Raw genomic sequence first — 26,731 nt, 5'->3', positions numbered from 1 at the left:
TGCGTAATTCTTTGCGTACTCTGCGGTTAAAATTTTAACGCAAACTTTTAATCTTCCCCGTATTCAAATCAACAGAAAAATGATCTGCTGGGACTTCGTGCATGAATTTATTGAAGATAATTAAGAACAACTTCATTTGCTTTTGAAGTGGCGTATTTTTTGAAAGATCTGCTTTAGAACCTTCTAAAAACAAATCAGATAAGACTTTATATTGTTTTGCTCTTTCGACTCCAACATCGGCAAGAGCCAATTCATCTGCGCTTCTAAAACGATAAAAATCAATTAAAAGATCATATCCTGTCCAATTGAAATCTGTTTTTTTCAATTTGTTTTTAACTAAAATCAGTTCCGATTTCGTTTCTGCTTCTTTCCATTCTTTTTGAAACTGTTGTTTATTTTTCAGAATAAAATCAAAATCTTTATCTGATTGGATATTCGCCAAAACCAATAAATCTTGAGCAGAAACATTCAATATAAATTGCTTAAAATCAGAAGGCCAATCGTCTTTTAAGAAACGAAGACGAACCAATTCCTTCAAATGAAAATCGGTAAAATCGTGATAGTTTTTAGTTTTCAAAATATCCGCATTCCAGATATCTTTTGCATTCTGGCTTTCCAAAAACTGATATTCCATTTTATACAAATCAAAAAGTTCATCGTATCTTGGAACATTATCAATTGTAATCGTCTGAATATCTACAACTTTGTCTTTCTTTAAAGTCAATAATTTATACGCTGGAATATAAGCCGCAAGCGAAGGCGTTTGTACATTTACCAAAGTATTTCCTTTTGGCGAAGTTCTCACTCCAGTATCGTTAATATGCATGTGTCCTCCAAAATGAATCTTCAATCCTGCATCGGCAAAAACCTGAGCCACTTCTTCAACAGGAACTCTGTTCAACTGCCATTTGTTTGGGCCAAGCAGTTCTTTTATTTCCGCGGAAGCGTCATCATTAAAATCAATCATTGGGAAATGGCTAAAAGCAACCAAAGTTTTTCCTCTTTTTTTGGCTTCAGCCGAAATAGTTTCAACCCATTTGATGAGATGTTTTTTGTTTGAAAGCACATTATTATATCCCGTACTCGCTTCTGAATAACTTTTAGAATCTTTAGGATCGCTATCTGTTTTTTTCGGAATATATACGTTTCCGTCAATAGCCATTAACCAAAGTCCGTCAATGGGTTCAACGACATAACTAACGTCTGGAACTACGTAACCTGGCGCAACTTCATAAACGCGATTAACTAATTTTGCGCTTTCTAAAGCTTTATCAAACGAATAATTTTCACTTGAATAATTCGAAAAAGGAGTTGCCCAAAATTTGTTTTTTTTGTTCGGATGAAATCCAAAATCTTTCAAATTATCCGTAATTCCTAAATAACCCATTTTGGCAATATCGGCGGTAACAACTACAGGCTGTTCGATGGTGAGATTTGGCGCATACATGCCGTCTTTGCTATAAATGGGTTGACTTTTACCTTCTTTTCCTAAAAAATCTTCTTTTCCCGATTCTTGTGCAAAAGGTCCAACTGGATCATGATTTCCTGTCGTAATGAAAAATTCTATTCCGTATTTCTGAGTATATTGTTCTAAAATTTTAGCTAATCCACGAACGTGAATCGGCTGTCCATCGTCTGTGTAATCTCCTGGAAGTGCGACATATTTGATCTTTCGCTTTGCGATATCTTCTAAAGCGGCCAAAAAAGCAAAATAGTTTTCATTGAAAATTCGTGTAGAATGCAATTGCGATGACATCGTTCGCACCAAAGCATATTGATTCGTTTTCGGATTCAGAACACCTTTATAATCTGAATCTGAGAATCCGCCAAATAAATCTTGCAAGTGAACATCTGATAAAAAGGCAATCTGTGTTCCGTTTAAATTTTTATTTTTTTGGGCTGAAAGTGTAAAATTGATGAATAGCAATATTAAAACTAATCGAAAAGTAAATTTTAGGCTCATAAATTGGGGACTTTTAATGCACCGCAATTTTATTGATTTAATAATGAAAGAAGTTTATGGTATTGTTATGGAATGGATAATGTTTTTTAACCGCGAAGAGCGTAATCACGATAGCTATTGGGAACGCAAAGTTCGCTAAGGTTTATCCACAATATTTGTCAATCCTGACGAAGGAAGGATCTCCACAAGTAACCCCGCATAGAGAATCAATCTTTGTCGAGCTTCTTCCGGAGATCCCTCGTTCCTCGGGATGACATACTCTGGGGTTACTTTGAGCATATCCTTCGACTTCGCTCAGGAAGACAGAAAAGTTTATTGAAAGCACGCTAAGTTTTTTTAATCTCGCAAAGACGCAGAGTCGCAAAGTCTTGTCAATGCTACTTTGTATTAAAAATTTATCCACAAAGCTTTGCGATCTTTGCGTTTGCTTAGCTCAAAGAGAAGTAAAAAACCTTTGCGCCCTCTGCGTTAAAAATTACCACGCAATAAAAAAGGCCATCATCTCTGACAGCCTTTCATTACATTAAAACCAAAAAATGTAACGTGTTTAAAACCATTATGGCAAATGGGTTTCTTTTTATTTCTTTATAAAACGTTTAATTGTTTTTTTTCCGTCTTTTTCGAGGATTAGGAAATAAATCCCTCTATTTAACTGACTAACATTCAAACTATTTTCATTTATACTTTGTGAGGCTACAACAGTTCCCTGAGCATCGACAACTGTCGTTTTTCCACCGATTACGTCTGTTGTAAACGATAGTAAATCTACAACAGGGTTCGGGTATACAATTAGTACATTGTTTTCTTCTTGATCTGCAATTTCAGAAGTCGCTGCAATTGGTGCTGCATTTCCGACTTTCATAATTCTAATCCAATTGATATTCATTCCTGTATTCTGAATGTAGATTCCGAAATTGTATGTTCCAGCATTTACGTTTACGTTTTGTGTTACCGTCTGCCAATTTTGCCAACCTCCCGTGTTTGGAATAGTAACATTTCCTAAAATGATGGTTCCGCCATTTAAATCTGAAGAAAGTACACCGCCAGAAGCACTTGCCACTCTGTATTCAATTAAATAAGAACCCGTTGTTGGGAAATTAATATTGTTGTAAGCCAGCCAGTCACCTGTTTCGGTATACCCCACATTAGAGCCTCCGCCGGTGTCTGTTGTAGCTTCGACCTGAATACCGCTCATTGCTGAGTAATCTTCTGCCTGAATTAAAGTTGAAGTTTGAGAAGTTGTCGTTGCAATCAGTTTCCATTGTCCGCAGGTTTGATTGTTGTTGTCCCATTGCTGTACAATGGCTCCAGAAGCAGTGCTTGCTCCAGCAACCTCAACGATTCTTCCGCTGTGGCGGGCAACAATTTTATAGAATCCGTCTCCTGTAGAAACTAAAATAAACTGCTGATTCGTTGTTCCGTTATACGGATATTGTTCTACACGTGTACCATTCGCTTTATTAAAACCATTCACGTCCATTGACTGACCGCTGTGATTGGCGATAATTTTATACATTCCGTCTCCTAAATGCGTAAACGTAAATTTCTGATTGTTTCCAGAAGTCAAACCGCCTTGATTAATTCCCGCTCCATTTGACATGCTTGCCGACCAAACATCCATATACAAACCACTGTTTCTGTTTTGAAGAAAGAAAGTTTGGTTTCCTAAAGTCGCAACTCCATTGGCAACAATTCGAATTGAACTTACTTTGTCATTCCAAGTCGTATTCAAACAAGAATTATCAGAATTAATAACCGTTGAAGCTCCTGTAAAATTATCATCCTGATACAAAATCGCCTGATAACCTTGAGTAATTCGAAGCGAAGAAATATCATCATTTAAAACTCCTAAAGAATTTAAACGTGCCAGATTATAATCTCCAATGGTTAATCCGCCCGAAAATCCTGTGTAGTTACAATCTTTGTAAACTGTAATTACATCAGTCGAAGCCGCAATATTTCCTCCCGGTGGAATAGTTCCTGTAATGGAATAACTTCCGATAGAACCGTAAGCCGAATAACCACCCGCGCCAACATTTCCGGCACCGTTTCCGTCAACTCCTATAAAATATTTTCCTGCCGGAAGATTCACATTCATAGAAGCATTCAAAGCAAACGGATCAGAATTCCAATACGTTCCCATTTCTGCTCCAGCCGAATTAAACAATCGAATTAAAAGATGAAGATTTCCGTCTCTCGAAACCGTATTGACATTTATAGAAACATTTCCGCCACCCGTTGTAAAAGTGAAGAAATCGTAATCGGCTTCACTCGAAATAATTCCGTTTTTTTGATTAATCTGCCCACTTGCATTATAATCTAAATTGGCTGCAGAAGCTGTAGTATTTCCGTAATCATCACCGCGGTAACCCACGCCAAATTTGGCACTGGCAATTATAGCAACATCATCTTGTAAATTATTTGCATAATTGTACTGCCCCTTACTCCATTGTACAACAGGTCTGTAATAGCCCGCACCCATAATTGGCGCCCAAGAAGTTCCATCCAAACCAAGGAAATAATCTTCCGCAGGGTTGGTACGTCCGTCGTGACCTAAATCGAAAGTATGTCCCACTTCGTGTGAAGAAGCATCTCCTCCTGATTTTCCAGAAGTGATAAACACCCAGCAAGGAACATCGTTATCCCAGTTAAAAGAACCGATATACGCTACTCCACCCGCTCCTGGCGCAGCAGTATTGGTTGGCGTAACCACAACTCGCATTCTTCTGTTTCTTGGATAAGAATTAAAAACAGCTTCGTTTGTAGTGACGTTAACATTAAATGGACGATAATCTTCTGAAACTACTTCCCAGTGTTGTTGTACCGCCGCATCGTTCATTCCAGATGGTGCTGCGTTGATCGCATTTCCGTTGTTCCAAAGATTTCCTGCTGGCATATAATAACCGTCAAAATCGAGCATTATACAGCCTGCAGCTCCTGGCAAACTTTGTAAATCTAATAATGCCGGCGCGATTTCTGTAGCAACAGCAGTTTTGCTTGAGGTATTGTCTTGTGTCGGAACATTTTCATAATCGATACAAACCAAAGTGTTGATGTCTACTTTTTCTACAAAAGCATTTCCCTGAGCATCAGAAAAGTATTTGTAAGCTTCTCTGGTTTTCTTTAAAAGAATATGCCCTTCAAGTGATTTGTCTTTTACTTTGATATAAAAAGAAGATTCGGCTATGTTTTTAATTTCTCCTATTAAAAACTCGCTCGATTCGTTGGATTCTTTGTAGTTTATTTTTCCGTTAAAACTGGCTTTCTCTGCCTGAAGCAAAACGGTTTTTTCGGCACTTTTTCCTGTTGCGGAAGTTGCAAGTCCTTTCTTTAAATTATTTAAAAAAGTTTTACTCGAGCCTAAGGAAGTCTGTGCAATGGCAAAGCTTCCGAAGAGGAGAAACAGTAGTATACTAAAATGAAATTTGTAGTTGTTTTTCATATAATTTGGGGTTTATAAGATTTGTTAAATTTTGATGCTGAGTTTTTTTTAACGCAAAGCACGCTAAGTTTTTTTTCCAATTTGGAACGCAAGCAAATATCTAAATATTAAGTTCGCAAAGCTGTGTGTAAACCCAGCTTTGTGAACTTTTTTCAATTTATTGAGTCTTTTATAGAAAAACTCTTTGCGAACTTTGCGTTCCCGATAGCTATCGGGATTGCGCCCTTTGCGGTTAAAAAAAAATCTATTTCTTAATAAAACGTCTCACGGTTTTGATTCCGTTTTTCTCTACAGAAATCAAATAAACTCCTGTTTTTAAAGTCGACACATCAATGCTGTTGTTATTTACCGTTTGAGAAGAAACCGTTGCTCCTCCTTCTGTGTTGATGATATTGACATTTCCGCCAGAAACTTCAGCTGAAAAGTAAAGCTGGCTTTCTGTTGGATTTGGATAAACACTCAAACTTTCAATAGAATCTGAAGAAGCTGTTTTTGCCGCCAAAGCAGAAGCCGATTTTGTAATTCTAAACCAGTTGATATTGAAACCTGTATTTTGAACATAAATTCCGAAATTGTACGTTCCTGCATTTACGTTTACAGTTTGCGTAATCGTCTGCCAGTTTTGCCAGCCACCTGTATTAGGAACATTTACAGCACCAAGCTGAATCGTTCCTGCATTTAAATCAGATGACAATCTTCCTCCTGTAACAGCACTTGATACACGATATTCAATTACATAATTTCCTGAAGTTGGGAAATTGATATTGTAATACGCCATCCAATCTCCTGTATCGCAATAGCCAACGTTTAATCCGCCGCCAGTGTCTGTTGTCGCTTCTGTCTGAACACCGCTCATCGTGTTATAATTTTCAGCCTGAATCAAAGTTCCTGTTCCTGGAGGGTTGCTTCCTTTTACAACCTGATCTACAGCTGTCAATAATGATTTTGCACCAGTTGCATCTTGTGATAATTCCCAAATCATAACTCCCGCCGCATTCTGAATTGCAAAAGTTGTTTTTTGTTTGATGGTTGGAATTCCGTTGTAATAAATCGTATTTCCAACTTGATCTACATTTTCTGCACCTGGATATTGCGCTACGATATTCGCATACGAAATTCCCTGATTGGCAGAAGCTCCAAATCCGTAACCGTAAAACGGAAGTCCGATAACGGCTTTGCTTGCTGGCAATCCGCGGCCTGTCCAATAATTAAACTGATTTACCGCCATACTGTAAGGAGAGTGCTGTCCCGGATTTCCTGGCGCCCATGGTCCTGTTGCATCATACGCCATGATATTGATCCAGTCATACGCCGCAAAAGTAGATGAAGGTACATTTGCACCACCATATCCTTCTGAAAGCGCTGCCGAAATCAATTTTCCGTTGGCATGCAATTTATTCGCCAGAGCAATCACAAATCCGCCGTAGTCTCCATTAATTGCTGGACCTTCCAAATCTACATCGACTCCGTCAAAATTATGCGCTACCACATAATCGTAGATTTTTTGGATAAAAGCGGTTCTGTTGGCTGGTGTAATTAAATTGAAATAATTATCACGAATTGCTCCGCCTTCTGAAACTGAACCTCCTCCAAGAGAAACAAAAACTTTTACATTATTAGCATGAGCTGTGTTGATAATCGCATTACTTCCTGAATTAAAAGTCAGATATCCATTGGCATCTGGATTTTCAAAAGCAATATTAATATGAGTCAATTTACTGTACTGGATAGTGCTTGAAAAAGCATTTAAATCGATCCAGTTGGGGATATAAGCGATTACTTTTTTCTGCGCAATCGACAGATTAAAAACTCCTAATACTAAAATGATTGTCCATTTTAGCGGCAACCTTTGGTAATTGTTTTTCATAATAATTGTTTTAATAGATTAATAAATTCGTAAATAATTGGGACGGTATTTATGAGTTTAAAAGGTAGATTGCAGATTTTAGATTTTAGATTTTAGATTTTAGATTTTAGATTTTAGATTTTAGATTCGCTAGAATTGGACACAGTCCAATTCTAGCGGAATTTTTACAACTAACAGTAAATCAATCTAAAATCTGCATTCTAAAATCTAAAATTATTTTTTAATAAAACGTTTGATCACTTTTTTACCATTCTGATCCAAAACCACAAAATAAATTCCGGTTCTTAATCGCGATACATCAATACTATTATTACTGATTTTTTGCTGTGAAACTACAGTTCCAGTCTGATCTATTATGCTTGCTTTTTCTGCGCTTACTGCTGTAGTTACATAAAGCGTACTTTCTGCCGGACTTGGATATACTGTAAGTTCAGTTGGAGTCGATTCTTCTTCTAAAGTTTCAACAGCTGCTGTTCTTGCTGTCGCTCCTGCGCCAACTTTTGTGATTTTAATCCAGTTGATATTCATTCCTGTAGTCTGAATGTAGATTCCGAAATTGTATGTTCCTGCATTTACGTTTACCGTTTGCGAAACCGTCTGCCAGTTTTGCCAGCCTCCAGTATTTGGAACCGTAACATTGCCTAAAACAATAGCTCCAGCATTTAAATCTGACGAAAGAACTCCGCCAGAAGCACTTGCCACTCTATATTCAATTAAATAAGAGCCTGTTGTTGGAAAATTAATGCTGTTATACGCTAACCAATCGCCCGTTTCAGTATAACCCACATTTGAGCCTCCGCCTGTATCTGTAGTAGCTTCCACTTGAATACCGCTCATTGCTGAATAATCTTCTGCTTGAATTAAAACCGAAGTTTGTGAAGATGTTGCTGGAACCAACTTCCATTGTCCGCAAGTTTGGTTGTTATTATCCCATTGCTGTACAATTGCGCCCGAAGCTGTGCTTGCTCCTGCAACCTCAACAATTCTTCCGCTATGACGGGCCACAATTTTATAGAATCCGCTTCCTGCATCTACCAAAATAAACTGCTGATTGGTTGTCGCATTGTATGGATATTGTTCTACTCTTGCGCCATTGGCTTTATTGAAATTATTGATATCCATAGACATGCCGCTATGGTTCGCAATGATTTTGTACATTCCGTCTCCTAAATGCGTAAACGTAAATTTCTGATTGTTTCCAGAAGTCAAAGCGCCTTGATTAATTCCTGCACCATTTGACATACTCGCAGTCCAGACATCCATATACAAATTACTATTTCTGTTTTGAAGGAAGAAAGTCTGGTTTCCTAAAGTGGTAACTCCGTTAGGAAGAATTCGTATAGAACTTACTTTGTCATTCCAAGTTGCATTCAAACAAGAAGTATCGGAAGTAATTGTAGTTGAAGTTCCTGTAAAGTTATCATCCATGTATAAAATCGCTTTATAACCTTGCGCCACTTTAAGTGACGAAATATCATCATTTAAAACTCCTAAAGAATTTAAACGTGCCAAGTTGTAATCGCCAATTGTCAATCCGCCAGAGAAACCTGTGTAGTTACAATCTTTGTAAACGGTAATGACATCTGTCGAAGCTGGAACTGAAGGCGTAGTAAGTCCAAAATATCCTCCAAAAACAGCAATTGCTTTTGTTGGCTGTGGCGAATGAAGCGATGGCGACTGATCGGCAACGTCGTCATAAGCAAATCCGTAGGCTAGATTATCAATATTAATTCCTGGTAAATGCCAGAATTTAGAATAATGATTGGTTGGATTTGTCTGATAATATTTAGAAGCATCGTACCAGTTTTGCTGACCCGGATTTGCCGTTGTCGTATTGACAACATGACGGTTAATTGCCGCCGTTAACTGTGCCTGAATCACAAGATCTAAATCTCCATCGACCAATCTTCTGTCCAAAACTCCTTTTCCTTCCAAAGCTTCTTGTGTGCTCGGACGATTTTGCACGCGTCCCGTTCTTCCAACAAAAGCTCCAGATTGCCCAACCATTTCTAGCTGTTCGCCAATAACTCTTCCTTTAAAAACTCCAGCGTCTCCGGCGTAAAAAATCAAATCTTCATTTTTATATTTATTCCAGATCGCATCGATGTACGATTTTAGATAATTTGCGTGTGGTCCAGATCCTTCCGCGTAAGCAGGGGTTTTAGAAGGTGCTGTAATTTCTCCCGTTGCATCGTTTACACAACCTTGAAATTCTGCTGGAACATTCGCTTTAAAAGCGGCCACAATATCTGCGTGTTTTTTCAAATCGCCGACTTTTTTCTGATAGCCGTTTGCTCCGAATAGTTCTAATCCCATTGGATATTTGTATGAATCTACACGAGTTGGATTTCCGAAGAAACCGTGCTGATTATTCGTCAGCTCAATCATTTCATACAAAATTCCCTGATTCGGATCGGTTGCATTCTGCGGATTTGGCGATGCATATCCTGAAGGCGCTCCACTAGCTCCAAAAAAGTAGAAATACAGTTGTGACCCTTTCGAAATAAAAACTCGACAGCCTGCAATTAATGGCAAAGTGAAGGTTTTGTTTGGAATTTCGCTCAGCTTGGTAAAACATGCCGCATATTTGGAGTTTTGCCCCGGCCCAGTGTTTCCGCCGTAAGTTGGTCCTGTAACTGTATTGTAAGAAGCATTCATTGGTAAAACCTGACTTGTTTTCGCATTTACCCAAACGTGGTTTCCTGTGGTATAATCGATTCCGACAATCGCAACATATAATTCGGTGTCGGCAAAAGGTGAATTATTGCTTATTGTGAACGGGATGGGTCCCTGTCCGTGCATTAGATTTGAAAACACTAAAAATAGTGTCGTCAAAATGGAAAATCTTTGTAGTCTAATTCTTTTCATATCTAAATAATTTTGGGGTTACGTAAAGAGATTTTAAACCAAAGTCATTTTCGCAGTAATGACTAAATGATCCGCCAGGTGCAATTTGGTATGCCCTCCTTGAAATCGCACCCAACGGATTTAAAAATTATTTCTTAATCAGCTTTTTTGTCCAGCTTTTCTGGTCTGATTTGAAATTTAGAATATAGATTCCTCTACGAAGTTTACTTACGTCAATTACGCTTTCGTTTCCTTGAGGTTTGTTTTGTAAAATTAAATTCCCAGTGTTGTCATAAATCGTTATGACTTTATTGTCTAAGTTTTCAGGAGATGAAACTTGAATATAATTAGTCGTCGGATTTGGATAGATTGCAAAAACAACTTCTTCTGCCTGAGGTTCTTCCGAAACATTCAAAGCCATTCTAGCTGTTGAAGATGAGCCGTAAGCTTCAATTTCGTATAACGAATATCCGTAAGGAGCCAAAGCTTTTGCATTACACAAAATTCTTAAATATCTTCCTGATCCGCTTACCGCTAAATCATCTGTTCCTCCGTCAGAAGCCGTTTGTGTATTAATCGTTTCGCTTTCGGTGAAAACATTATCTGCAGAAAGCTGAATTTTATATTGAGTTGCATAGGCTGCTTCCCATTTTAAAACAACTCTGTTCAGATTGTAATTGGCTCCTAAATCCACATAGATCCATTCGGTTGCGTTGGCAAAAGAACTCGCCCATCTTGTACCAGCATTTCCGTCTGTTGCTTGGTTTGCAGTAAACGTTGTATTTTCTAATGTCGAAGCTGTCGCTGTTTTATTTAAAGCTAAATTCACAGTCGGATTCGGATTTTCTGTTGAAACTAAATTTAAAGCTCTTAAATTATCGAAATAATAGGTGTTTCCAGAATTGGTTCCCGGTTCAAATAAGAAAACAAAACGGTTTACTTCGCTGTCTGTTGTTGAAGCGTCTGGCGAACTAGCGTACGTAAAGGTTACCGTATGCCAAGCATTACTTTGTTTTACAACACCTTGATAAATACTATGTCTTCCAACTGGATAATTAGAAGGAATCGAAGCGCTGCTTTCTGCCTGCCAAGAAATTACAGATCCAACTGGCGCAGAAGTGTAAACATCCATAGCGAATTTTTTAACGCCACCTTTGAAATCTCCAATATTGGTTAAAGTGGTATTGAAAGAGAAGTTATCGTATAATTCAGTCGATTTACGAACATATTTTCCAACATTTGAAGATGTATTGATTCCGCTTGCATTTGGGTTTGCCGTGTTTGGCGTATACGTTCCGATAGCGTCTCTAAATGTGATATTGTGAATAGTCTGATAATCTTCGTACACTACGCCAGGCGTAAAAGTATCTGGAAGTTTGGTAGAACCAATTCTAATGTTATCAAAATAATACGTATCGTTGGTGTAAGAACCTGAATTGAACAATAAAACCATTTGGTTTACAGCTAAGTTGGAAGTTCCCGCATCTGGACTCGAATTGTAAAAGAAAGTCAGCGTTTCCCATTGGTTTTGTTTGGTTGTAATCGCGACATAATTACTGTTTCTTCCCGTAGGATAATTAGCTGGAAGCGATGTTGCACTGTTTTCTAAATTCAAACTTACCACTGTTCCAATTGGTGCGGAAGTATAAACATCGATCATAATTTTATTGGTCTGATTTTTTAATAAACCAGCATCTTCGATCGTGCTTTGCGTATTGAAAAACAAAACGTCATATTGCTCTGTAACATTTCTAACGTACCTTGCCACATTCGCGGAAGCGTTAACCGAATTAGTTCCAGGATTTGCCACAACAGAATACGTTCCCGTTGTTGTTCCTTTTATAATTTTATTTACTCCGTCATAATTCTGTAGAATGTCAGTAGCAATAATTGGCTTTTCTGGCGCCGCTTTTGTCAGCAGATTATCAAAATAATAGGTCGCTCCTGAATTCGAATTCGATTCAAAAAGAATCACCACATTATTGATTGTCAAAGCGCTGGTGTTTGGATCGATTACTTTTTCAAATTCAAATTCAATCGTTTCCCATTTGTTCTGAACCGTAGTCGTTGCTTTAAAACCGCTATGTCTTCCTAACGGATAATTGGTTGCCGTTGTTACGTTGCTGTTTTCTAACTGCATCGAAATTTTGGTTCCAACCGGCGCCGAAGTATAAATATCAAAAGAAAGTCTTTTTCTTCCGTAAACATAATCATTCGCATTTGTGATGGTTACATTTCTGATATTCAAAACATCATACAATTCGCTAGAATTTCGAACATATCTCCCAACCAAAGCAGAAGTGTTTATACCAGTTGCAGAAGGATTCGCAACAGCTTCTGTCAAAACTCCTGTTTTTACAGGGTACAATACATTTCGATTACTTTGAAAATCTTCATGTATTTTTTCAACTGGCAAAGCTGGTTCGGTTGTAACCGCCAGTTTGTAGTTGTTGACATTACAGCCAGAAACTGTTGCAGCCACAGAAACATCTCCTCCAGAAGTTCCCCAATTTACAGTAATCGAATTTGTTCCCTGTCCTGATGCAATTGTTGCGCCTGCTGGAACTGTCCAGTTGTAGGTCGCCCCCGCAATTGCATTTACAGAATAGGTTTTACTAGTTTCATTTTGGTATACTTTGTTATCGCCTGTTACCGCATATTTAAAACTCCCATCGTAAACACGAACATAATCGACTTGTAATTTTGCTGGGAAATCGGCAGGAATTGGCTCTACTCCCGTACCGTTAACTCTCGTGTAAGGCGTTCCGTAGCTTCCAACTGCGAGATTCAGAATAATATAAAAATTGCTGTCATTAAAAGGCCATCCGCTATTTACGGTTGTATTTGGGGTTGCCGTGTGAAACAGTACATCATCTACAAACCATTTAATGATATTTGGTCCCCATTCTACAGCATACACATGAAAATCTGCTGATAAATCAATTGGCGAACTATAACTTCTACCCGTAAACTGATAGCCTCCGCCATCATAATGAATCGTTCCATCTACCGATTTCGGGTTTCTGTGTTTGGCTTCCATAATATCAATTTCTCCCGTAAATGGCCAGTTTCCGTTTACTGGAAGCATCCAGAAAGCAGGCCAAGCGCCCTGTCCGTTAGAAAGTTTCATACGGGCTTCAACTCTTCCGTATTTTAAAGCATACTTTCCTTCTGTAGTCAATTTTGAAGAAGCATACGGCTGATCTGGAAACTGTGAATTGGGCTGATATTTTGCCTCAATATTTAAGTAACTGTTTGATCCTTCTTTTACAATTGTTGCCTGATTGGGGTCGTAACGCTGTGCCTCAGCATTTCCGAATCCGCAGAGCGACGGACAGCCGTTTCCTGATATGCTCTGCCATTTGGTTAAATCTACTGCTGTGCCGTTAAACTCATCAGACCAAACCAGCGTATTGCATTGGGCATGAGTTTTAAAAAATGGCAACAGTAAGATGAAAACTGCAACACAAAATTGTTTAAAAAAATAAGAATTGCTTTTCGGTGGTCGGCCGAAAAAAGAGTCATTTTGATTCATTTTTAAATAGGTTTTTAGTTAGTAAATGTTATTTCTTGAATCCAGACTGCTTTACAAAACAGTTTGTATTTTCCGACAATAACAGCGCAATATTAACTAAAAAATCAGGCTAGACTTACATTTTGGAGTACGGTTTGACTACGGTACTATTAAAAAAACTAAAAAATGGGACGCGGATGACACGGATTCGCTATCGCGAAGACACGGAAAAAAGCGGATTTATTAAATATAAAAAATCCGTGTAAATCTGCGTTTTCGCGATAGCGAATCCGTGTCATACGCGTGCTTTAAGCTAAAAATTAAGGATGAATTCGGTAATGTTAGTGTCAGAAGGAAGCTGTAGTTTTTTGCGAATACGGTATCGGGTATCTTCAACACCTCGAACAGAAATTCCTAAAAGTGGTGCAATTTCTTTTGTATTAAAGTTCATTCGCAGATAAGCGCACAAACGCATGTCGCGAGGCGTAAGTTCGGGATAGCTTGCTTTTAGCCTTTGCATAAAATTATCATGCAATTGATTGAAAATTTCTTCAAATTCGTTCCAATGCTTGTCTCCCTGCAATTCGTGGTCAATTAATTTATTGATTTTAGTGAGAAGGCTAAAATTTACATTTGGATCATTCTTTTTATCAATCTGTGCGATGAGTTCTTTTATCGAAAGCAAAATTTCATTTAAATGAATCAAATTGACCGTATTTGAAGCTACTTTGGCATTTTTCAGGTTTATGGTTGCTTCGAGATTTTCGCGCATAATGTTCATATTTTCCTGTTCCAAAGTCAGTTTCTGTTCGTTAAGCTCTGCACGGCTGCGAAGCAATTCCTTCTCCTGATTTTCTATCAATTGTTCACGCTGACGCCCAGCAACCAATTTCTGATATCTAACAATCAAATAAATAACCACACTGTAAAGCGCAAAATACAATAGATACGCCCACAAAGTTCTGTACCAAGGCGGCAAAACTTCAAAGCGAAAAACAGCTTCTTCGCTCACTACATCATACATATTTTTTGCTCGTACATGAAAAACATATTCGTTTTCAGGCAAATTAGTATATTCTTTCTCTGTCTGCAGACTGTAATCGGACCAGCCTGGCTCAAAACCTTCCAACCAATATTCATATTTCGTGGCATCGGCATCATCAAAGCAAAGCGATGCAAAAGAAAAATGAAGTGCGTTATTAGTATGCGGTAAAACTGTCGAGAATTTATCGTTCTCAGATCCTGTTTTGTTCGGAAGCACATCATATCGGCTGGAATACAGCAAACTATCTTTTGGAAAAATGCATTTAACTTCAGAAATAACCGCTTTATATTTGGTTTTATATTTTTTGTTTTTAATGGCGCTGTAATGAATTAAACCCTCTTGGGTTCCAAAAAAAACGTCTCCACTTTTTGTAGTCTGAATGTTTTCGAAACCAGGAACATATATATAGCGAAGCTTTCGAAAAGGAAGCTCCTCAATCTTAAAACCTCCGTTTTTCTGCTTGCTCATTTTCCCTGTATTTTCGCCAGAAACGTACCAAATATTATTTTGCTGATCTGGTTTTAGTAAGCGAATATGATTTTCTAATCCGAGGTATTTCTTGAAAAGCGGATCTGGAATCATTTTTTTTGAAGATAAATCCTGTCTGTAAACTCCTTTTGTAGTTCCAAACAAAATCTGATTATCGACTTTAAAAGTATTCAAAAACAAACTCGACGGAAAACCATTTTTGTCATTATAAAACTGAATATCAGCAACGGTATCAAATGCTGTATTAAATTTAAGTTTATAAATTCCTTTGTATCCGTGCGCGATCCAAATGTTTCCCTGTTTATCGGTTTCCATAATTCTGCTGCTTTCATCAAAACCTTTTATCCGATGCTGAAAAACCCAAGAACCGTTTATTTTTTTGAGCAAATACAGTCCGGTATAACCGCCAACAAGCAATAAATCTGGATGATTCGGAATTAGAATTCCCTGCCAAGCACCGTCTATTTTGGCCAACGCTTTCGCGGAATTTCCATTGATTTCGAAAATTCCGTTTTTTTCAAAAGCCAATAACGAATTACCGAAAACACCAACATTCCAGACATTTTCAGACATTCCAGAAATATGCTGAAAAGTTATATTTTCTCTCTTTCCGCTTTTATAAGCTCCCCAATCCAGCCCAAACACCCCATTATCGGTGCCGATATACAATTTATTCTCGTAAATCTGACTGCAATAAATTTTGGTTTCAGAACTGGAACTGTCAATAATTTTGGACAAAGGCGATGAAATCTGAATGAGTGAAATTCCGCCTTTGAGTGTTACCCACAAATTTCCTTCTTTATCTACCTTAAAATTAGTCACATATTCATTCTGAAGCCCCATTTGCTTGTCGATATGCTGAATCAAATGTCCTTCACCATCTATAACTATCAACCCAGATTGACGCGTTCCGATTCCGAAATATCCATCAGAAAGTGCAACTCCAGCCGAAATCTGATTCTGCTTCAGCAAATGATCTGCTTCTGTCACAAAAGGCTTGATTTGGTTCTCGATGAAAATAAAAAGACCGTTTTTTTGAGTGAATAATAAAAGGCCGTTTTTAGTTTTAAAAATCTTTCTTACCTGCATTCCAGCAAACTTCTGACCGCTTTCGATTGGAATTAACACGTTATCTTTTAGTTTTAATAATCCCCTTTCATTATCCGAAACATAAATTTCTTTTCCCACTTCGAAGAAATCATCAAAAGTTGTTTGAGGTTCTACTACTTTGATTGTATTGTCTTTATAAATAAATATGCCTTCGTAAGAAAAAAAGATGACTTCATTATTTCGGATAACGGTATGCAATACATCGCCAAAATTTCGAACCGATTTTGGAAGCAGTTTAACTAAAGAAGTATATTGATATTGTCCATTCGGAATCTGAATCACAAATCCGAAATCGCCTTGAGCGCCCACATATATTTTATCTTTTGTATCAATAGCCATCGAACGCACCATGCTTCGATTTTCTGGCTGCGTCACAATTGCCCAACGCACGCCGTCAAACTGCATAATTCCAAAATGATTCGCAAAAAACATCATGCCTTTAGAATCTTGCAGAACATCCCAATTTTCAGACGCAGCTTTATAAACTTTCGGACTGTAATTGGCTATAAAAGGAACCCCAATCTTTTTGATTTGGGAATTGATTTTTAAGGAAATAAATAAAAGCGATAGAAGTAAAATTCTAATTTTAAATTTCATCATTCTGTTTGTGTCTGTAGGTTAGTTTTGTGATTTTTGGGAAATCACAACCTGAAAATAGCTCTTTGGGAAAAGATATTTTCTAGGAAAATCGTATTATTTCTTTAGTACAGCATTACAAATTCAACATGAAAAGCGCACTAAAAAAAAGAATGTACAAACTCAAATATATAAAATTTAATTTTAATGCAACAAATTACATTTTAAATTAAGAATTGGTCAATTTGACTATTTGAATTAGAGAATTAGAGAATGTGAAAATGAGATAATGAGATAATGAGATAATTTTTTTAATGTCCTGAAGCTTTGTCAAAGTTTAAAACTTTGACAAAGCTATCTGCTAAATATCGTTGCGCATATCCTTCGACTCCGCACAGGAAAACAAGCTACTGTCAGGCTGAGCGGAGTCGAAGCCCATTCCAACTTCCATTACTAAAAACCAACCCTTTCTTTAAATAAACTTATATCACTTATATGGTTCAAAACATTTGCAACAATCTGCTCAACTCTTCATAAGAACTGAATAACTCTGCTCCTTCTTCTTCCAAATCTTCATTATTGAAACCATTTACTAAACCATAGACTTTAAATCCGCCGCTAATTCCAGCTTTTACACCAGATTTACTATCTTCGACCACAATGCAATCTTTTACCTCAAATCCCATTTCTTTTGCAGCATGCAGAAATATGCCTGGCTCTGGTTTCCAACTGCCTATTTGGTACGAGCTATATATTTTATTTTCGAATTTATCCAGTAATCCTGCAACTTCCAAATTCAAACGAATCTTTTCTACGGGTCCGCTCGAAGCCACACAATACGGAATTTTTAGGTTATTGATAAAATCTTCAACGCCTTCCATTGGTTTGACTTGGGTTCTAAAGGCTTCAAAACTTTTCTCCCGATATTCATTTTCAAATGTTTCTGGGAGATTTTGTCCAATGGCTTCTTCAATATGGCAAAAGCAATCTTTTAAACTTCTGCCATTAAAATAGCGGTAAGCATCTTCCAATTCCATTTCAAATCCGTGCTGCTGTGCCATTTCAAGCAATATTCCATTACCTATTTTTTCTGTATCGACCAAAACTCCGTCACAATCGAAAATTATACATTTAACCATTTTTGTAGATTTTTAATGAATCTCAATTTACAAAAAGCAAATGAGAAAATTAGATAATGAGTTAATGAGATAATTAGAAAATGAATCTATTGTTTGTTAGATGGACAAAATTTTATTTAGTTACTCTGTCTAATTATCCCAATTGACAAATTATCTAATTATCTAATTAAAAGAGTCTTGTACAAAATCACTCCAATTCTGTATTTTAATTTCTTATTTGATTTGTACTTTTATGAAAACTATTAAACCCACAAATTTTGAAAAAACGTCTTTTTATCATAACCATTCTGGCAGTTCATTTTACTGCTTTTTCTCAGAATAAAACTATTACTATTTCTAATAATTTAAATGTCGATAGAGAATTTGAAACCATTGAGTTGACCAAAAAATCATTAGGTTTAAATTCAAATTCCAAACTTGAAAGTTATGCTGTAAAAGACATTGCCAGCAATACTTTTATAGAAACTCAAACAGTCGATAACGATGGCGACGGAATTGCCGATGTACTTCTTTTTCAACCTAAAATAAAAGCTTCTTCAAAGCAGGATTACGAAGTTTTTGTCGGTACAAATCCTTCAGCATCAAAAGTTGCAAATTGTTATTCTCGCTTTGTACCTGAGCGTACAGACGATTATGCGTGGGAAAACAATAAAGTCGCTTTTAGAACTTACGGTCCTGTGGCACAAAAAATGGTTGAAGACAAAATTCCAGGCGGCACTTTAACGAGCGGAATCGACGCGTGGCTGAAAAGAGTCGATTACCCAATTATTAATAAATGGTACGAAAAAGCTACTAACGGAACGGGAACGTATCATAAAGATACTGGAGAAGGTTTGGATAATTTTCACGTTGGTGACAGTCGTGGCGTGGGTGGAATTGCTGTAAAAGTGGATGGAAAATACTATTTTTCTAAAAATTTCATCAGCTGGAAAACCATTACAACCGGACCAATCAGAACGAGTTTTATTTTAACGTATGCCGATTGGGATGCTAAAGGCAATAAAATAACAGAATCTAAATTGATTAGTTTGGATTATGGTTCTCAACTTTCTCGTTTCGAAATCAACATCACGGGAACAAAAGAAATCGCTGCGGGATTAACGCTTCATGAGAAAAAAGGAGCTATCGGCACCAATCTAAAAGAAGGCTGGCTAAGCTACTGGGAACCTATCGATGATTCGGAAATCGGAACTGGACTGGTTGCTCCAAAAGGTACGTTACTTAGTTTTGACAATCATGTAACTGACGAAAAGGATTTAAGCAATCTCTACGGAAATATTTCGGTTAAGAATAACAAAGCGATTTATTATGTCGGTTTTGGATGGAAAAAAGGAAGTCCGTTTCAGACTAAACAGGAATGGGAAAAATACTTAAGTGACTTTGCTACAAAGATTAATAATCCTTTGGTTGTGAAAGTTAAGAAGTGATTTTTTTTGGCCACGAAGGCACTAAGGCGCAAAGTTTTTCTTTTTAAGTTTAGTTTGTCATCCTGAGCGGAGTCGAAGGACACGCAAGTAACTCTACAAAGAACTGTACGCATTTACACCTGACAGGTTTTAAAAACCTGTCAGGTGTCATTAAAAAAAAATAAAAATCAGCTATTCTAAACATAGCCCACGGTTTCAACCGTGGGAAACGTTTTGTAATTACCGTAGATTAATAATCAGCGATTGTAGATATTCGTTGCGTACCCACGGTTGAAACCGTGGGCTATATTTATAAGCTATATGCAATAAAAAAGCAACAGTTTTTTCTCATTTTAGGAAAGAGGAATCTCAATGGTAAACTCTACCAACATTGGTGATTTTGTTTGAGGAATTTCTAGTGTGATCCTTCCTTCGTCAGGATGACAAACTAAACTTAAAAATAAACCTTCGCGCCTCTACTACCGATAACTATCGGGATTACGCGATTAAAAATAAAACTTTGTGCCTTAGTGCCTTCGTGGCAAAAAAACTATCGCTTAGCAGGAAAATAATTCTCTTTCAAAATAATCTCTAGCGGGATATATTGCGTTTTTTCTACAGCTTCCTGAAGAACCAGTTTTTTATACAAATAATTAATTCCAAAATACCCTTGCTGTTCCGGTCTTTGATTGATCAGGAAATCAATTACGCCTTTATTGAGGTATTCTATATTTTCATTTAATAAATCGTAACCAATAATTCGCACACCTTTTATATTATTTTCATCTAAAAATCGGGCTACAATGTACGCTCTGGAATTGGGTACAAAAACACTATTTACACCCGAAAACATTTCCAAATTCAATTGATCAATTCCAGAATCCTTAATTGTGACTTCAGAAAATTTGAAATTGGTCAATTCATCATGATCTTTAAAATAAGAATGAAATCCGTTGATGCGTTGTAAGTAAACCGAGGTGCTTTCGATTTCTCTCGCAATTTTAAAAATCAAAACGTGCCTTTCATTTTTAACCGCAAAACTGATTAACCTTCCTGCCAAATAGCCACTTTGAAAAGCATCCTGCCCCACATAAGCATGTTCGTTTTCTTCGGAAATATTCGAATCGATCATGACAACGGGAATTCTTTTTTGCTGGTATTCCTTTAAAAACAAAACAGAATCTTCATAAAAAATAGGAGCAAAAAGCAAACCGTCGCAAGGGAACTGCATTACTTTTTTAACGGTTTCTTTAAAAGAGGCTAGATTATAATCGTAGAAAAAATAGTCCAAAACAATTCCGAATTTGCTAAATTCTTGCGCCGCTTTTTCAATTCCGTCGACCTGACTTTTCCAGTATTCCAACTTTTCAGATTTTGGAAGAAAAACAGCAAAACGAAATTTCTTGTTTAAAGCCAAATTACTTGCCAGAATATTCCGTTTATAACCAAACTGTTCAATTATTGCATTGACTTTATCGACAGTTTCCTGTGCCACTTGTCCGCGGTTATGCAAAATTCTATCTACCGTTCCAGGAGAAGTATTGGCGAGTTCGGCTATTTTCTTAATTGTTATGATACTAATTCGTTTTAAGTTAAATTCTTACTAAACATACACTTTATTCGTTTTTTTATTTAGAAAAGTTGTTTTAGTTAACTTTTTCTCTACATTTGTAAACAGACCGTGTGCGTACACGCAAACATACACATATGTTTCTAAAAAATCATAACTTTTGATAAAATTTTTATTAAACTGAATGATTTTCAGAGCAATTCGCTTTCTAAAAAAAAATCTGAATCGGTTAAAAACTAACTAAATACAACTAAAAATGATTATTGACTCACTACAAAATGCTTCCAAATACTTTGGGCTTCATCCCAATTTTAAAAAGGCATTCGATTATGTTAATCAAAACGACATTAGCAACTTGCCTGACGGTGCAATAGAAATTGGTGAAGGCTTAAAATTAATCGCCATTTCTGGTCAAGGAAATACACGCGAAGAAGCTGTAAAAGGTTTTGAATGCCACGACCAAAACATCGACATTCAGATTTCATTAAAAGGTCCTGAAACATTTGCCTGGAAACCAAGAGAAAAATGCGTAAATCCAAACGGAGAATACAGCGATGAAAGAGATGTTAGATTCTTTCACGACGCTCCAGATACTTTCTTCGAACTTCAAGAAAACCAATTTGCGATCTTATTTCCAGAAGATGTACATACGGCAATGATTGGCGAAGGTTTATTGCGAAAAGTGGTTATTAAAGTAAAAATATAATTATGAGTACAATTCAAAACTCGATCGAAGTAATCGTAAATCAGGGCATGCTTCCTTTGTATTTCAATGCTGACGAAAGTAAAAGTATTGCTGTTTTAAAAACATTATACAATGTCGGAATTAGAGCGGTTGAATATACAAGCCGTGGTCCAGAAGCACTTTCAAACTTCAAAAAAATGATTGAAGTTCGAAATGCCGAAATGCCTGGAATGCTTTTAGGCATTGGAACTATCAAAAATTTAGCACAGGCAGAAACGTATTATTTAACGGGAGCCGACTTTTTTATCAGTCCGGGATTTGTTCCTGAAATAGCTTCGTTTTTAAATTCTAAAGGAGTATTGTATGCGCCAGGATGCATGACACCGACAGAAATTATTGCGGCAGAAAATGCAGGCGTACAATTCATTAAACTTTTCCCAGGAAATATTCTAGGTCCAGATTTTATGAGCGGTATTAAAGATGTTTTTCCAAATTTAACTTTTATGCCAACTGGTGGAGTCGACACAACTAAAACGAGTATTCAAAGCTGGTTCAATGCTGGCGTTTCAGCAGTTGGAATGGGCAGCAAACTCATCAGCAAAAAAGTGATGGAATACGAAGAATACGATACTATCGAAAAGGAAACTAGAAATGTTTTGGAGATAATTGAAAACCTGAGAAAGGGATAAATTCCAAATTTTAAATTCCAAATTCCAATAAAACGAAACAAAAAAATTAATATAAACATACTTTATTTTCCAGATTGGAATTTGGAATTTTAAAGTATTTGAAATTTTAAAATTTAATGGATTCAATATTTAATTTAAAAGGAAAAATAGCTTTAATAACAGGTGGTGCTGGAGTTTTAGGAAGCCGATTCGCTAATGTTTTGGCGCAACAGGGCGTTATTGTCGGAATCGTTTCGCAGTCACTTGAAAAAGCAGAAAATACCGTAAAAGACATTGAAGCAAATGGCGGAAAAGGTTTTGCCGTTCAAGCGAATGTTTTAAACAAAGAAGAAGTAGAAAAAGCAAGAGATTTTATCGTTGAAAAATACGGGCGTCTTGACATCTTGATTAATGCTGCGGGTGGAAATATGCCAGGCGCAACGATTCAGCCCGATCAGGCGGTTTACGATATGAAAAGCGATGATCTGCAAAAAGTAATCGATTTGAATATTATTGGAACTATGCTTCCAACTCAGGTTTTTGCGGAGCTTTTTGCAAAACAGAAATCAGGAAATATCATCAACATTTCGTCGGCGTCTGCACAAAGACCTTTAACGAGAGTTGTGGGTTATTCGGCTTCAAAGGCAGCGATTGATAATTTCACACAATGGATGGCGGTGGAACTGGCGCAAAAATACGGCGAAGGAATTCGTGTAAACGCTATTTCTCCAGGTTTTTTTATTGGCGAACAAAACCGTGCTTTATTACTGACTCCAGAAGGAAAATTAACGCCAAGAGGAGAAAAAATCATCGATCACACGCCAATGGGAAGATTCGGAACTCCAGAAGATATTGATGGTGCGCTTTTATTTTTATGCAGTGACATGTCCAAATTCGTTACAGGAACTATATTAAAAGTAGACGGCGGATTTGCAGCTACGAGTATCTAATTAGTGCGATCTCCTGCAAGGTTTCCAAAACCTTGTAGGTATAAATTTGAACACAAATTTCACTAATTATCATTTGCAATATTGCGAGATTTTGGAAGCCTTTTAGATATAAAATAATATCGTTCTAAGATTCCGAAAATAATAAATGATTCTTATGAAAACGAGTGCCCTAGCCCCGATAGAAGTGGAAATCCTTTTTTATTTTTTCTTTAAAAATAAAAAAGATTGAAACGTATAGCGGGAAATAGCTCCTCAAAAAACTTTAAAAAATAACTCTAAATACCTACAAGGCTTTGAAAACCTTGCAGGAAATAAAAACATAAAAAATGGAACAAACACTAAGATGGTTCGGACCAAATGATCCTGTTTCTTTACAAGATATAAAACAAACTGGCGCAACGGGAATTGTAACGGCTTTACACCATATTCCGAACGGACAGGTTTGGACAATTGAAGAAATCATTAAACGAAAAGTAGAAATCGAACACGAAGACGGCGATCCGAAAAAAGGTGCTTCTGGGTTGATTTGGTCGGTTGTTGAAAGTATTCCGGTTCATGAGGATATTAAAAAACAGACTGGGAATTATCTGGAATACATTGAAAATTACAAAGAAAGCATTCGCAATTTGGCTTTGTGCGGTATTAAATGTGTTTGCTACAACTTTATGCCGGTTTTAGACTGGTCAAGAACGGATTTATCGTATACGGTTGAAGACGGTTCGAAAGCTTTACGTTTTGATATTAATGCTTTTGCGGCTTTTGAATTGTTTATTTTGAAAAGACCTGATGCGCAAAAAGAATACTCGCTGGAACAAATTCAGAAAGCAAGAGATTATTTTGATGCGATGAATGAGGAGGATAAAATCAAATTGCAACGCAATATTTTAGCTGGACTTCCGGGTGCAGAAGAAGCGTATACGGTTGAGGACTTCTTGGTGACATTAAGCGCTTACAATCATATTGACAGACAGGCTTTAAAGAATAATTTATTTCATTTTCTAAAAGAAATTATTCCAGTTGCTGAGAGTAAAGGCGTTTTGATGGCGATTCACCCAGACGATCCGCCTTACCCGATTCTAGGTTTGCCAAGAGTGGTAAGTACAGAAGAAGATTTGGTTGAATTAATGAACGCTGCTCCTTCTCCATCAAACGGATTTACGATGTGTACAGGTTCTTACGGTGTGCGTGCTGATAATGATTTACCAGGAATTGTAAGACGTCATGGCGATAAAATGAATTTTATTCACTTAAGAAGCACGCAACGCGACGAAGAGGGAAGTTTTTACGAAGCGAATCACCTTGAAGGCGATGTTGACATGTATGAAGTGGTGAAAGCAATTCTAGAAGTAGAAAAAAGAAACAACAGCCAATTGCCAATGCGTCCCGACCACGGACACCAAATGCTGGATGATTTGAAGAAAAAGACCAATCCGGGTTATTCTGCAATTGGGCGTTTAAGAGGTCTTGCTGAATTGCGTGGATTGGAATTGGGAATCAAGCGATCTTTATAAGGGTTTTGCCACGAAGGCGCTAAGGCACAAAGTTTATATTTTTTTTTAATCTCGCAATCCCGATAGCTATCGGGATTGCGAGAACCAGAAAAATCTTAGAGCCTTCGTGTCTTCGCGGCAAAAAACAAAAAACTAACTAACCACAAAAACCACAAACCATGATTCGCCAAACCATTCTTATCTCCTGCTCTTTATTTGCGAATGTGATATTGGCGCAGGAATTACCTAAAATCCTATCTCAAAAAACAAATTACCTTCCTGATTTTAGTTATGCGGGTTACCATTTTGGCGAAAAACCGCTTCTTGAATCTAACGGAAAAGTTATTAATGCAACCGATTTTGGCGTTAAAGCCAATGACCAATTAGACGATTCAAAAGCGCTTTTAAAAGCTTTTAAAGCCGCAAATGCTGTCGATGGAAATGTAATCCTTCAATTGCCTGCGGGACGAATTATTCTAAGCGAAATTCTCTACATCGAAAGAAGCAATTTCGTTCTTCGCGGTGCGGGTTCTGCTGAAAACGGAACCGAAATCTATTGCCCAAGACCGATGATGTATCTTAAAAATTCTGAAGTTTTGGCGGAGCTCCGCGAGTATTTAACCACTTTCGACAAACGTCAGCGTGAACCCGAAAATAACATCGATCTTCCTTTTTCGCAATATGCGTGGTCGGGCGGTTTTATCTGGACGCAGGTTCCTGGCGAACGTGTAAAATCTTATTTGGATAAATACGAACCCGTATCGAACCCACTGGCGAAAGTAAGTTCAGGAAAAATGGGCGAGCATGTTATTACAGTTTCTGAAATTAAAAATCTAAAAGTTGGTGACGTTGTTGAATTGCAATTATTTAATAAAGACGGCGAAAACGGCGAAATCATCAAAGATTTATATCAAGGCGCAAAAGTAAAACCGGGATCGCATCACTGGAAATTTCCAAAACTTCCAATTGTGAGACAACAGGTTGAAATCACTAAAATTTCGGGTTCCAAAATTACTTTAAAAACGCCTTTAACTATTTCAATAAAGCCCAGTTATCAGGCGCAATTGGTCGAATGGAAACATTTAAACGAAGTCGGAATCGAACATCTCCGTTTTACTTTTCCTGATATTCCGAGAGTGGCGCATCATGTTGAACCTGGAAATAATGGCATTTTCTTAACCCGTTTATTTAATTCTTGGGTTAAAGATGTCAAAATAACTAATGCCGACAGCGGAATTTTAGCCGAAGAAGTGGCCAATACTACCATTCAAGATATTATAACCGACGGCCCACATCTAGCACATTATACCGTAACTTTAGGCGGCGTGCATAATATTTTGGTCAAGAATTTGAAAATTTATAATTCAGCTGTTCATCCGTTAAGTTTCAACACTTTTTCGACTAAGAATGTCTATCAAAACAGCGAAATTTTTACAGATCCGCTTTTGGACCAGCATTCGGGTGCCAATCATCAAAATTTGTTTGACAATATTACCGTTCATTTTAAAGCCGACAAAAACAATAGTTATCTTTTATTTGGCGGTGGCGGCGCTGATTACTGGAAACCTTCTCACGGTCCTTTCAGTACGTTTTGGAATCTGAATGTTCAAGTTGAAAATCCAGATGCATCAAAACCGGTTTTACTGTACGGAATGAAAGACGGCGCTTTTGCCAGAATAATGGGTGTTCACGGAAATACGAAATTTGAAATCAAATATGATGTTGATCCTTATATTGAGTTTTTGAATCAATCAATTGATAAAGTGCCTTCGCTGTATGATTATCAATTGCAAAGACGATTAAGGTAAGTTTAAAATTGCCACAAAGGCACGAAGTCACAAAGTTCTTCATTTTTGTTTCACGCAGATTTAAAATGATTCAATCAGATTTTACCGATTTATTTAAAAATCTTAATTAATCTGCTACAATCTGCCGAATCTGCGTGAAACAAAAATCTTAGTGTCTTAGCG

The 26,731-nt window shown here is 37.1% G+C and carries 14 protein-coding genes; 6 read left to right on the top strand and 8 right to left on the bottom strand.

Annotated elements, in window-relative coordinates; translation table 11 throughout:
- Window positions 1–34: 34 nt before the first annotated feature.
- The 7 genes from Q9Q97_RS21050 to Q9Q97_RS21020 all read right to left on the bottom strand — a co-directional run bounded on the left by Q9Q97_RS21050 (window position 35) and on the right by Q9Q97_RS21020 (window position 17,992).
- A complete protein-coding gene (locus Q9Q97_RS21050) occupies window positions 35–1,963 on the bottom strand; it encodes a metallophosphoesterase (RefSeq protein WP_306160742.1) in 1,929 nt (642 codons plus the stop codon).
- 577 nt (window positions 1,964–2,540) lie between these two features.
- Window positions 2,541–5,405: an RICIN domain-containing protein gene (locus Q9Q97_RS21045; protein ID WP_306160739.1), complete on the bottom strand. Its 2,865-nt coding sequence runs from the start codon at window positions 5,403–5,405 to the stop codon at window positions 2,541–2,543.
- 244 nt (window positions 5,406–5,649) lie between these two features.
- Window positions 5,650–7,272, bottom strand: a complete 1,623-nt coding sequence (locus Q9Q97_RS21040; RefSeq protein ID WP_306160738.1) for a glycosyl hydrolase family 18 protein — start codon at window positions 7,270–7,272, stop codon at window positions 5,650–5,652.
- 213 nt (window positions 7,273–7,485) lie between these two features.
- Window positions 7,486–10,140 carry a beta-1,3-glucanase family protein gene (locus tag Q9Q97_RS21035; RefSeq protein ID WP_306160736.1) on the bottom strand — a complete coding sequence of 885 codons (2,655 nt, stop codon included), beginning with the start codon at window positions 10,138–10,140 and terminating at the stop codon, window positions 7,486–7,488.
- Between the two features lie 127 nt (window positions 10,141–10,267).
- On the bottom strand, window positions 10,268–13,654 hold the full coding sequence (locus Q9Q97_RS21030) for a family 16 glycosylhydrolase (RefSeq protein WP_306160734.1): 3,387 nt from the start codon (window positions 13,652–13,654) through the stop codon (window positions 10,268–10,270).
- Window positions 13,655–13,946: 292 nt separating this feature from the next.
- Entirely contained in the window at window positions 13,947–16,877 is a 2,931-nt protein-coding gene (locus tag Q9Q97_RS21025; protein ID WP_306160732.1) for a triple tyrosine motif-containing protein, read from the bottom strand.
- A gap of 476 nt (window positions 16,878–17,353) precedes the next feature.
- On the bottom strand, window positions 17,354–17,992 hold the full coding sequence (locus tag Q9Q97_RS21020; RefSeq protein ID WP_306160730.1) for an HAD family phosphatase: 639 nt from the start codon (window positions 17,990–17,992) through the stop codon (window positions 17,354–17,356).
- Between the two features lie 257 nt (window positions 17,993–18,249).
- Between Q9Q97_RS21020 and Q9Q97_RS21015 the strand changes: the two genes are divergently transcribed.
- Complete coding sequence (locus Q9Q97_RS21015) at window positions 18,250–19,419, top strand: DUF4861 family protein (protein ID WP_306160728.1); 1,170 nt, start codon at window positions 18,250–18,252, stop codon at window positions 19,417–19,419.
- A 529-nt stretch (window positions 19,420–19,948) separates the two neighbouring features.
- Here Q9Q97_RS21015 and Q9Q97_RS21010 read toward each other — a convergent pair.
- Window positions 19,949–20,956 (bottom strand): LacI family DNA-binding transcriptional regulator, encoded by a 1,008-nt coding sequence (locus Q9Q97_RS21010; protein WP_306160790.1) that lies wholly within the window; start codon window positions 20,954–20,956, stop codon window positions 19,949–19,951.
- 268 nt (window positions 20,957–21,224) lie between these two features.
- On the opposite strand from Q9Q97_RS21010, the gene Q9Q97_RS21005 reads away from it, so the two are divergent.
- The 5 genes from Q9Q97_RS21005 (at window position 21,225) to Q9Q97_RS20985 (ending at window position 26,569) form a co-directional block, all read left to right on the top strand.
- Window positions 21,225–21,674 (top strand): YhcH/YjgK/YiaL family protein, encoded by a 450-nt coding sequence (locus Q9Q97_RS21005; RefSeq protein ID WP_306160726.1) that lies wholly within the window; start codon window positions 21,225–21,227, stop codon window positions 21,672–21,674.
- 2 nt (window positions 21,675–21,676) lie between these two features.
- Window positions 21,677–22,342: a bifunctional 4-hydroxy-2-oxoglutarate aldolase/2-dehydro-3-deoxy-phosphogluconate aldolase gene (locus Q9Q97_RS21000; protein ID WP_306160724.1), complete on the top strand. Its 666-nt coding sequence runs from the start codon at window positions 21,677–21,679 to the stop codon at window positions 22,340–22,342.
- Window positions 22,343–22,458: 116 nt separating this feature from the next.
- On the top strand, window positions 22,459–23,271 hold the full coding sequence (locus Q9Q97_RS20995) for an SDR family oxidoreductase (RefSeq protein WP_306160722.1): 813 nt from the start codon (window positions 22,459–22,461) through the stop codon (window positions 23,269–23,271).
- Window positions 23,272–23,597: 326 nt separating this feature from the next.
- Complete coding sequence (gene uxuA / locus Q9Q97_RS20990) at window positions 23,598–24,782, top strand: mannonate dehydratase (RefSeq protein ID WP_306160721.1); 1,185 nt, start codon at window positions 23,598–23,600, stop codon at window positions 24,780–24,782.
- 158 nt (window positions 24,783–24,940) lie between these two features.
- On the top strand, window positions 24,941–26,569 hold the full coding sequence (locus Q9Q97_RS20985) for a hypothetical protein (RefSeq protein ID WP_306160719.1): 1,629 nt from the start codon (window positions 24,941–24,943) through the stop codon (window positions 26,567–26,569).
- Window positions 26,570–26,731: the final 162 nt, after the last annotated feature.

Source organism: Flavobacterium sp. DG2-3 (assembly GCF_030730925.1).
GTDB lineage: Bacteria > Bacteroidota > Bacteroidia > Flavobacteriales > Flavobacteriaceae > Flavobacterium.
This window is presented reverse-complemented; position numbering and strand designations above follow the sequence as displayed.

What these genes read in the sequence shown, in the direction of transcription:
- Q9Q97_RS21040 (WP_306160738.1), bottom strand. Translation starts at nt 7,272, where the DNA reads ATGAAAAACAATTACCAAAGGTTGCCGCTAAAATGGACAATCATTTTA.
- Q9Q97_RS21035 (WP_306160736.1), bottom strand. Translation starts at nt 10,140, where the DNA reads ATGAAAAGAATTAGACTACAAAGATTTTCCATTTTGACGACACTATTT.
- Q9Q97_RS21000 (WP_306160724.1), top strand. Translation starts at nt 21,677, where the DNA reads ATGAGTACAATTCAAAACTCGATCGAAGTAATCGTAAATCAGGGCATG.
- Q9Q97_RS21020 (WP_306160730.1), bottom strand. Translation starts at nt 17,992, where the DNA reads ATGGTTAAATGTATAATTTTCGATTGTGACGGAGTTTTGGTCGATACA.
- Q9Q97_RS21030 (WP_306160734.1), bottom strand. Translation starts at nt 13,654, where the DNA reads ATGAATCAAAATGACTCTTTTTTCGGCCGACCACCGAAAAGCAATTCT.
- Q9Q97_RS21005 (WP_306160726.1), top strand. Translation starts at nt 21,225, where the DNA reads ATGATTATTGACTCACTACAAAATGCTTCCAAATACTTTGGGCTTCAT.
- Q9Q97_RS21025 (WP_306160732.1), bottom strand. Translation starts at nt 16,877, where the DNA reads ATGATGAAATTTAAAATTAGAATTTTACTTCTATCGCTTTTATTTATT.
- Q9Q97_RS20995 (WP_306160722.1), top strand. Translation starts at nt 22,459, where the DNA reads ATGGATTCAATATTTAATTTAAAAGGAAAAATAGCTTTAATAACAGGT.
- Q9Q97_RS21045 (WP_306160739.1), bottom strand. Translation starts at nt 5,405, where the DNA reads ATGAAAAACAACTACAAATTTCATTTTAGTATACTACTGTTTCTCCTC.
- uxuA (WP_306160721.1), top strand. Translation starts at nt 23,598, where the DNA reads ATGGAACAAACACTAAGATGGTTCGGACCAAATGATCCTGTTTCTTTA.
- Q9Q97_RS20985 (WP_306160719.1), top strand. Translation starts at nt 24,941, where the DNA reads ATGATTCGCCAAACCATTCTTATCTCCTGCTCTTTATTTGCGAATGTG.
- Q9Q97_RS21050 (WP_306160742.1), bottom strand. Translation starts at nt 1,963, where the DNA reads ATGAGCCTAAAATTTACTTTTCGATTAGTTTTAATATTGCTATTCATC.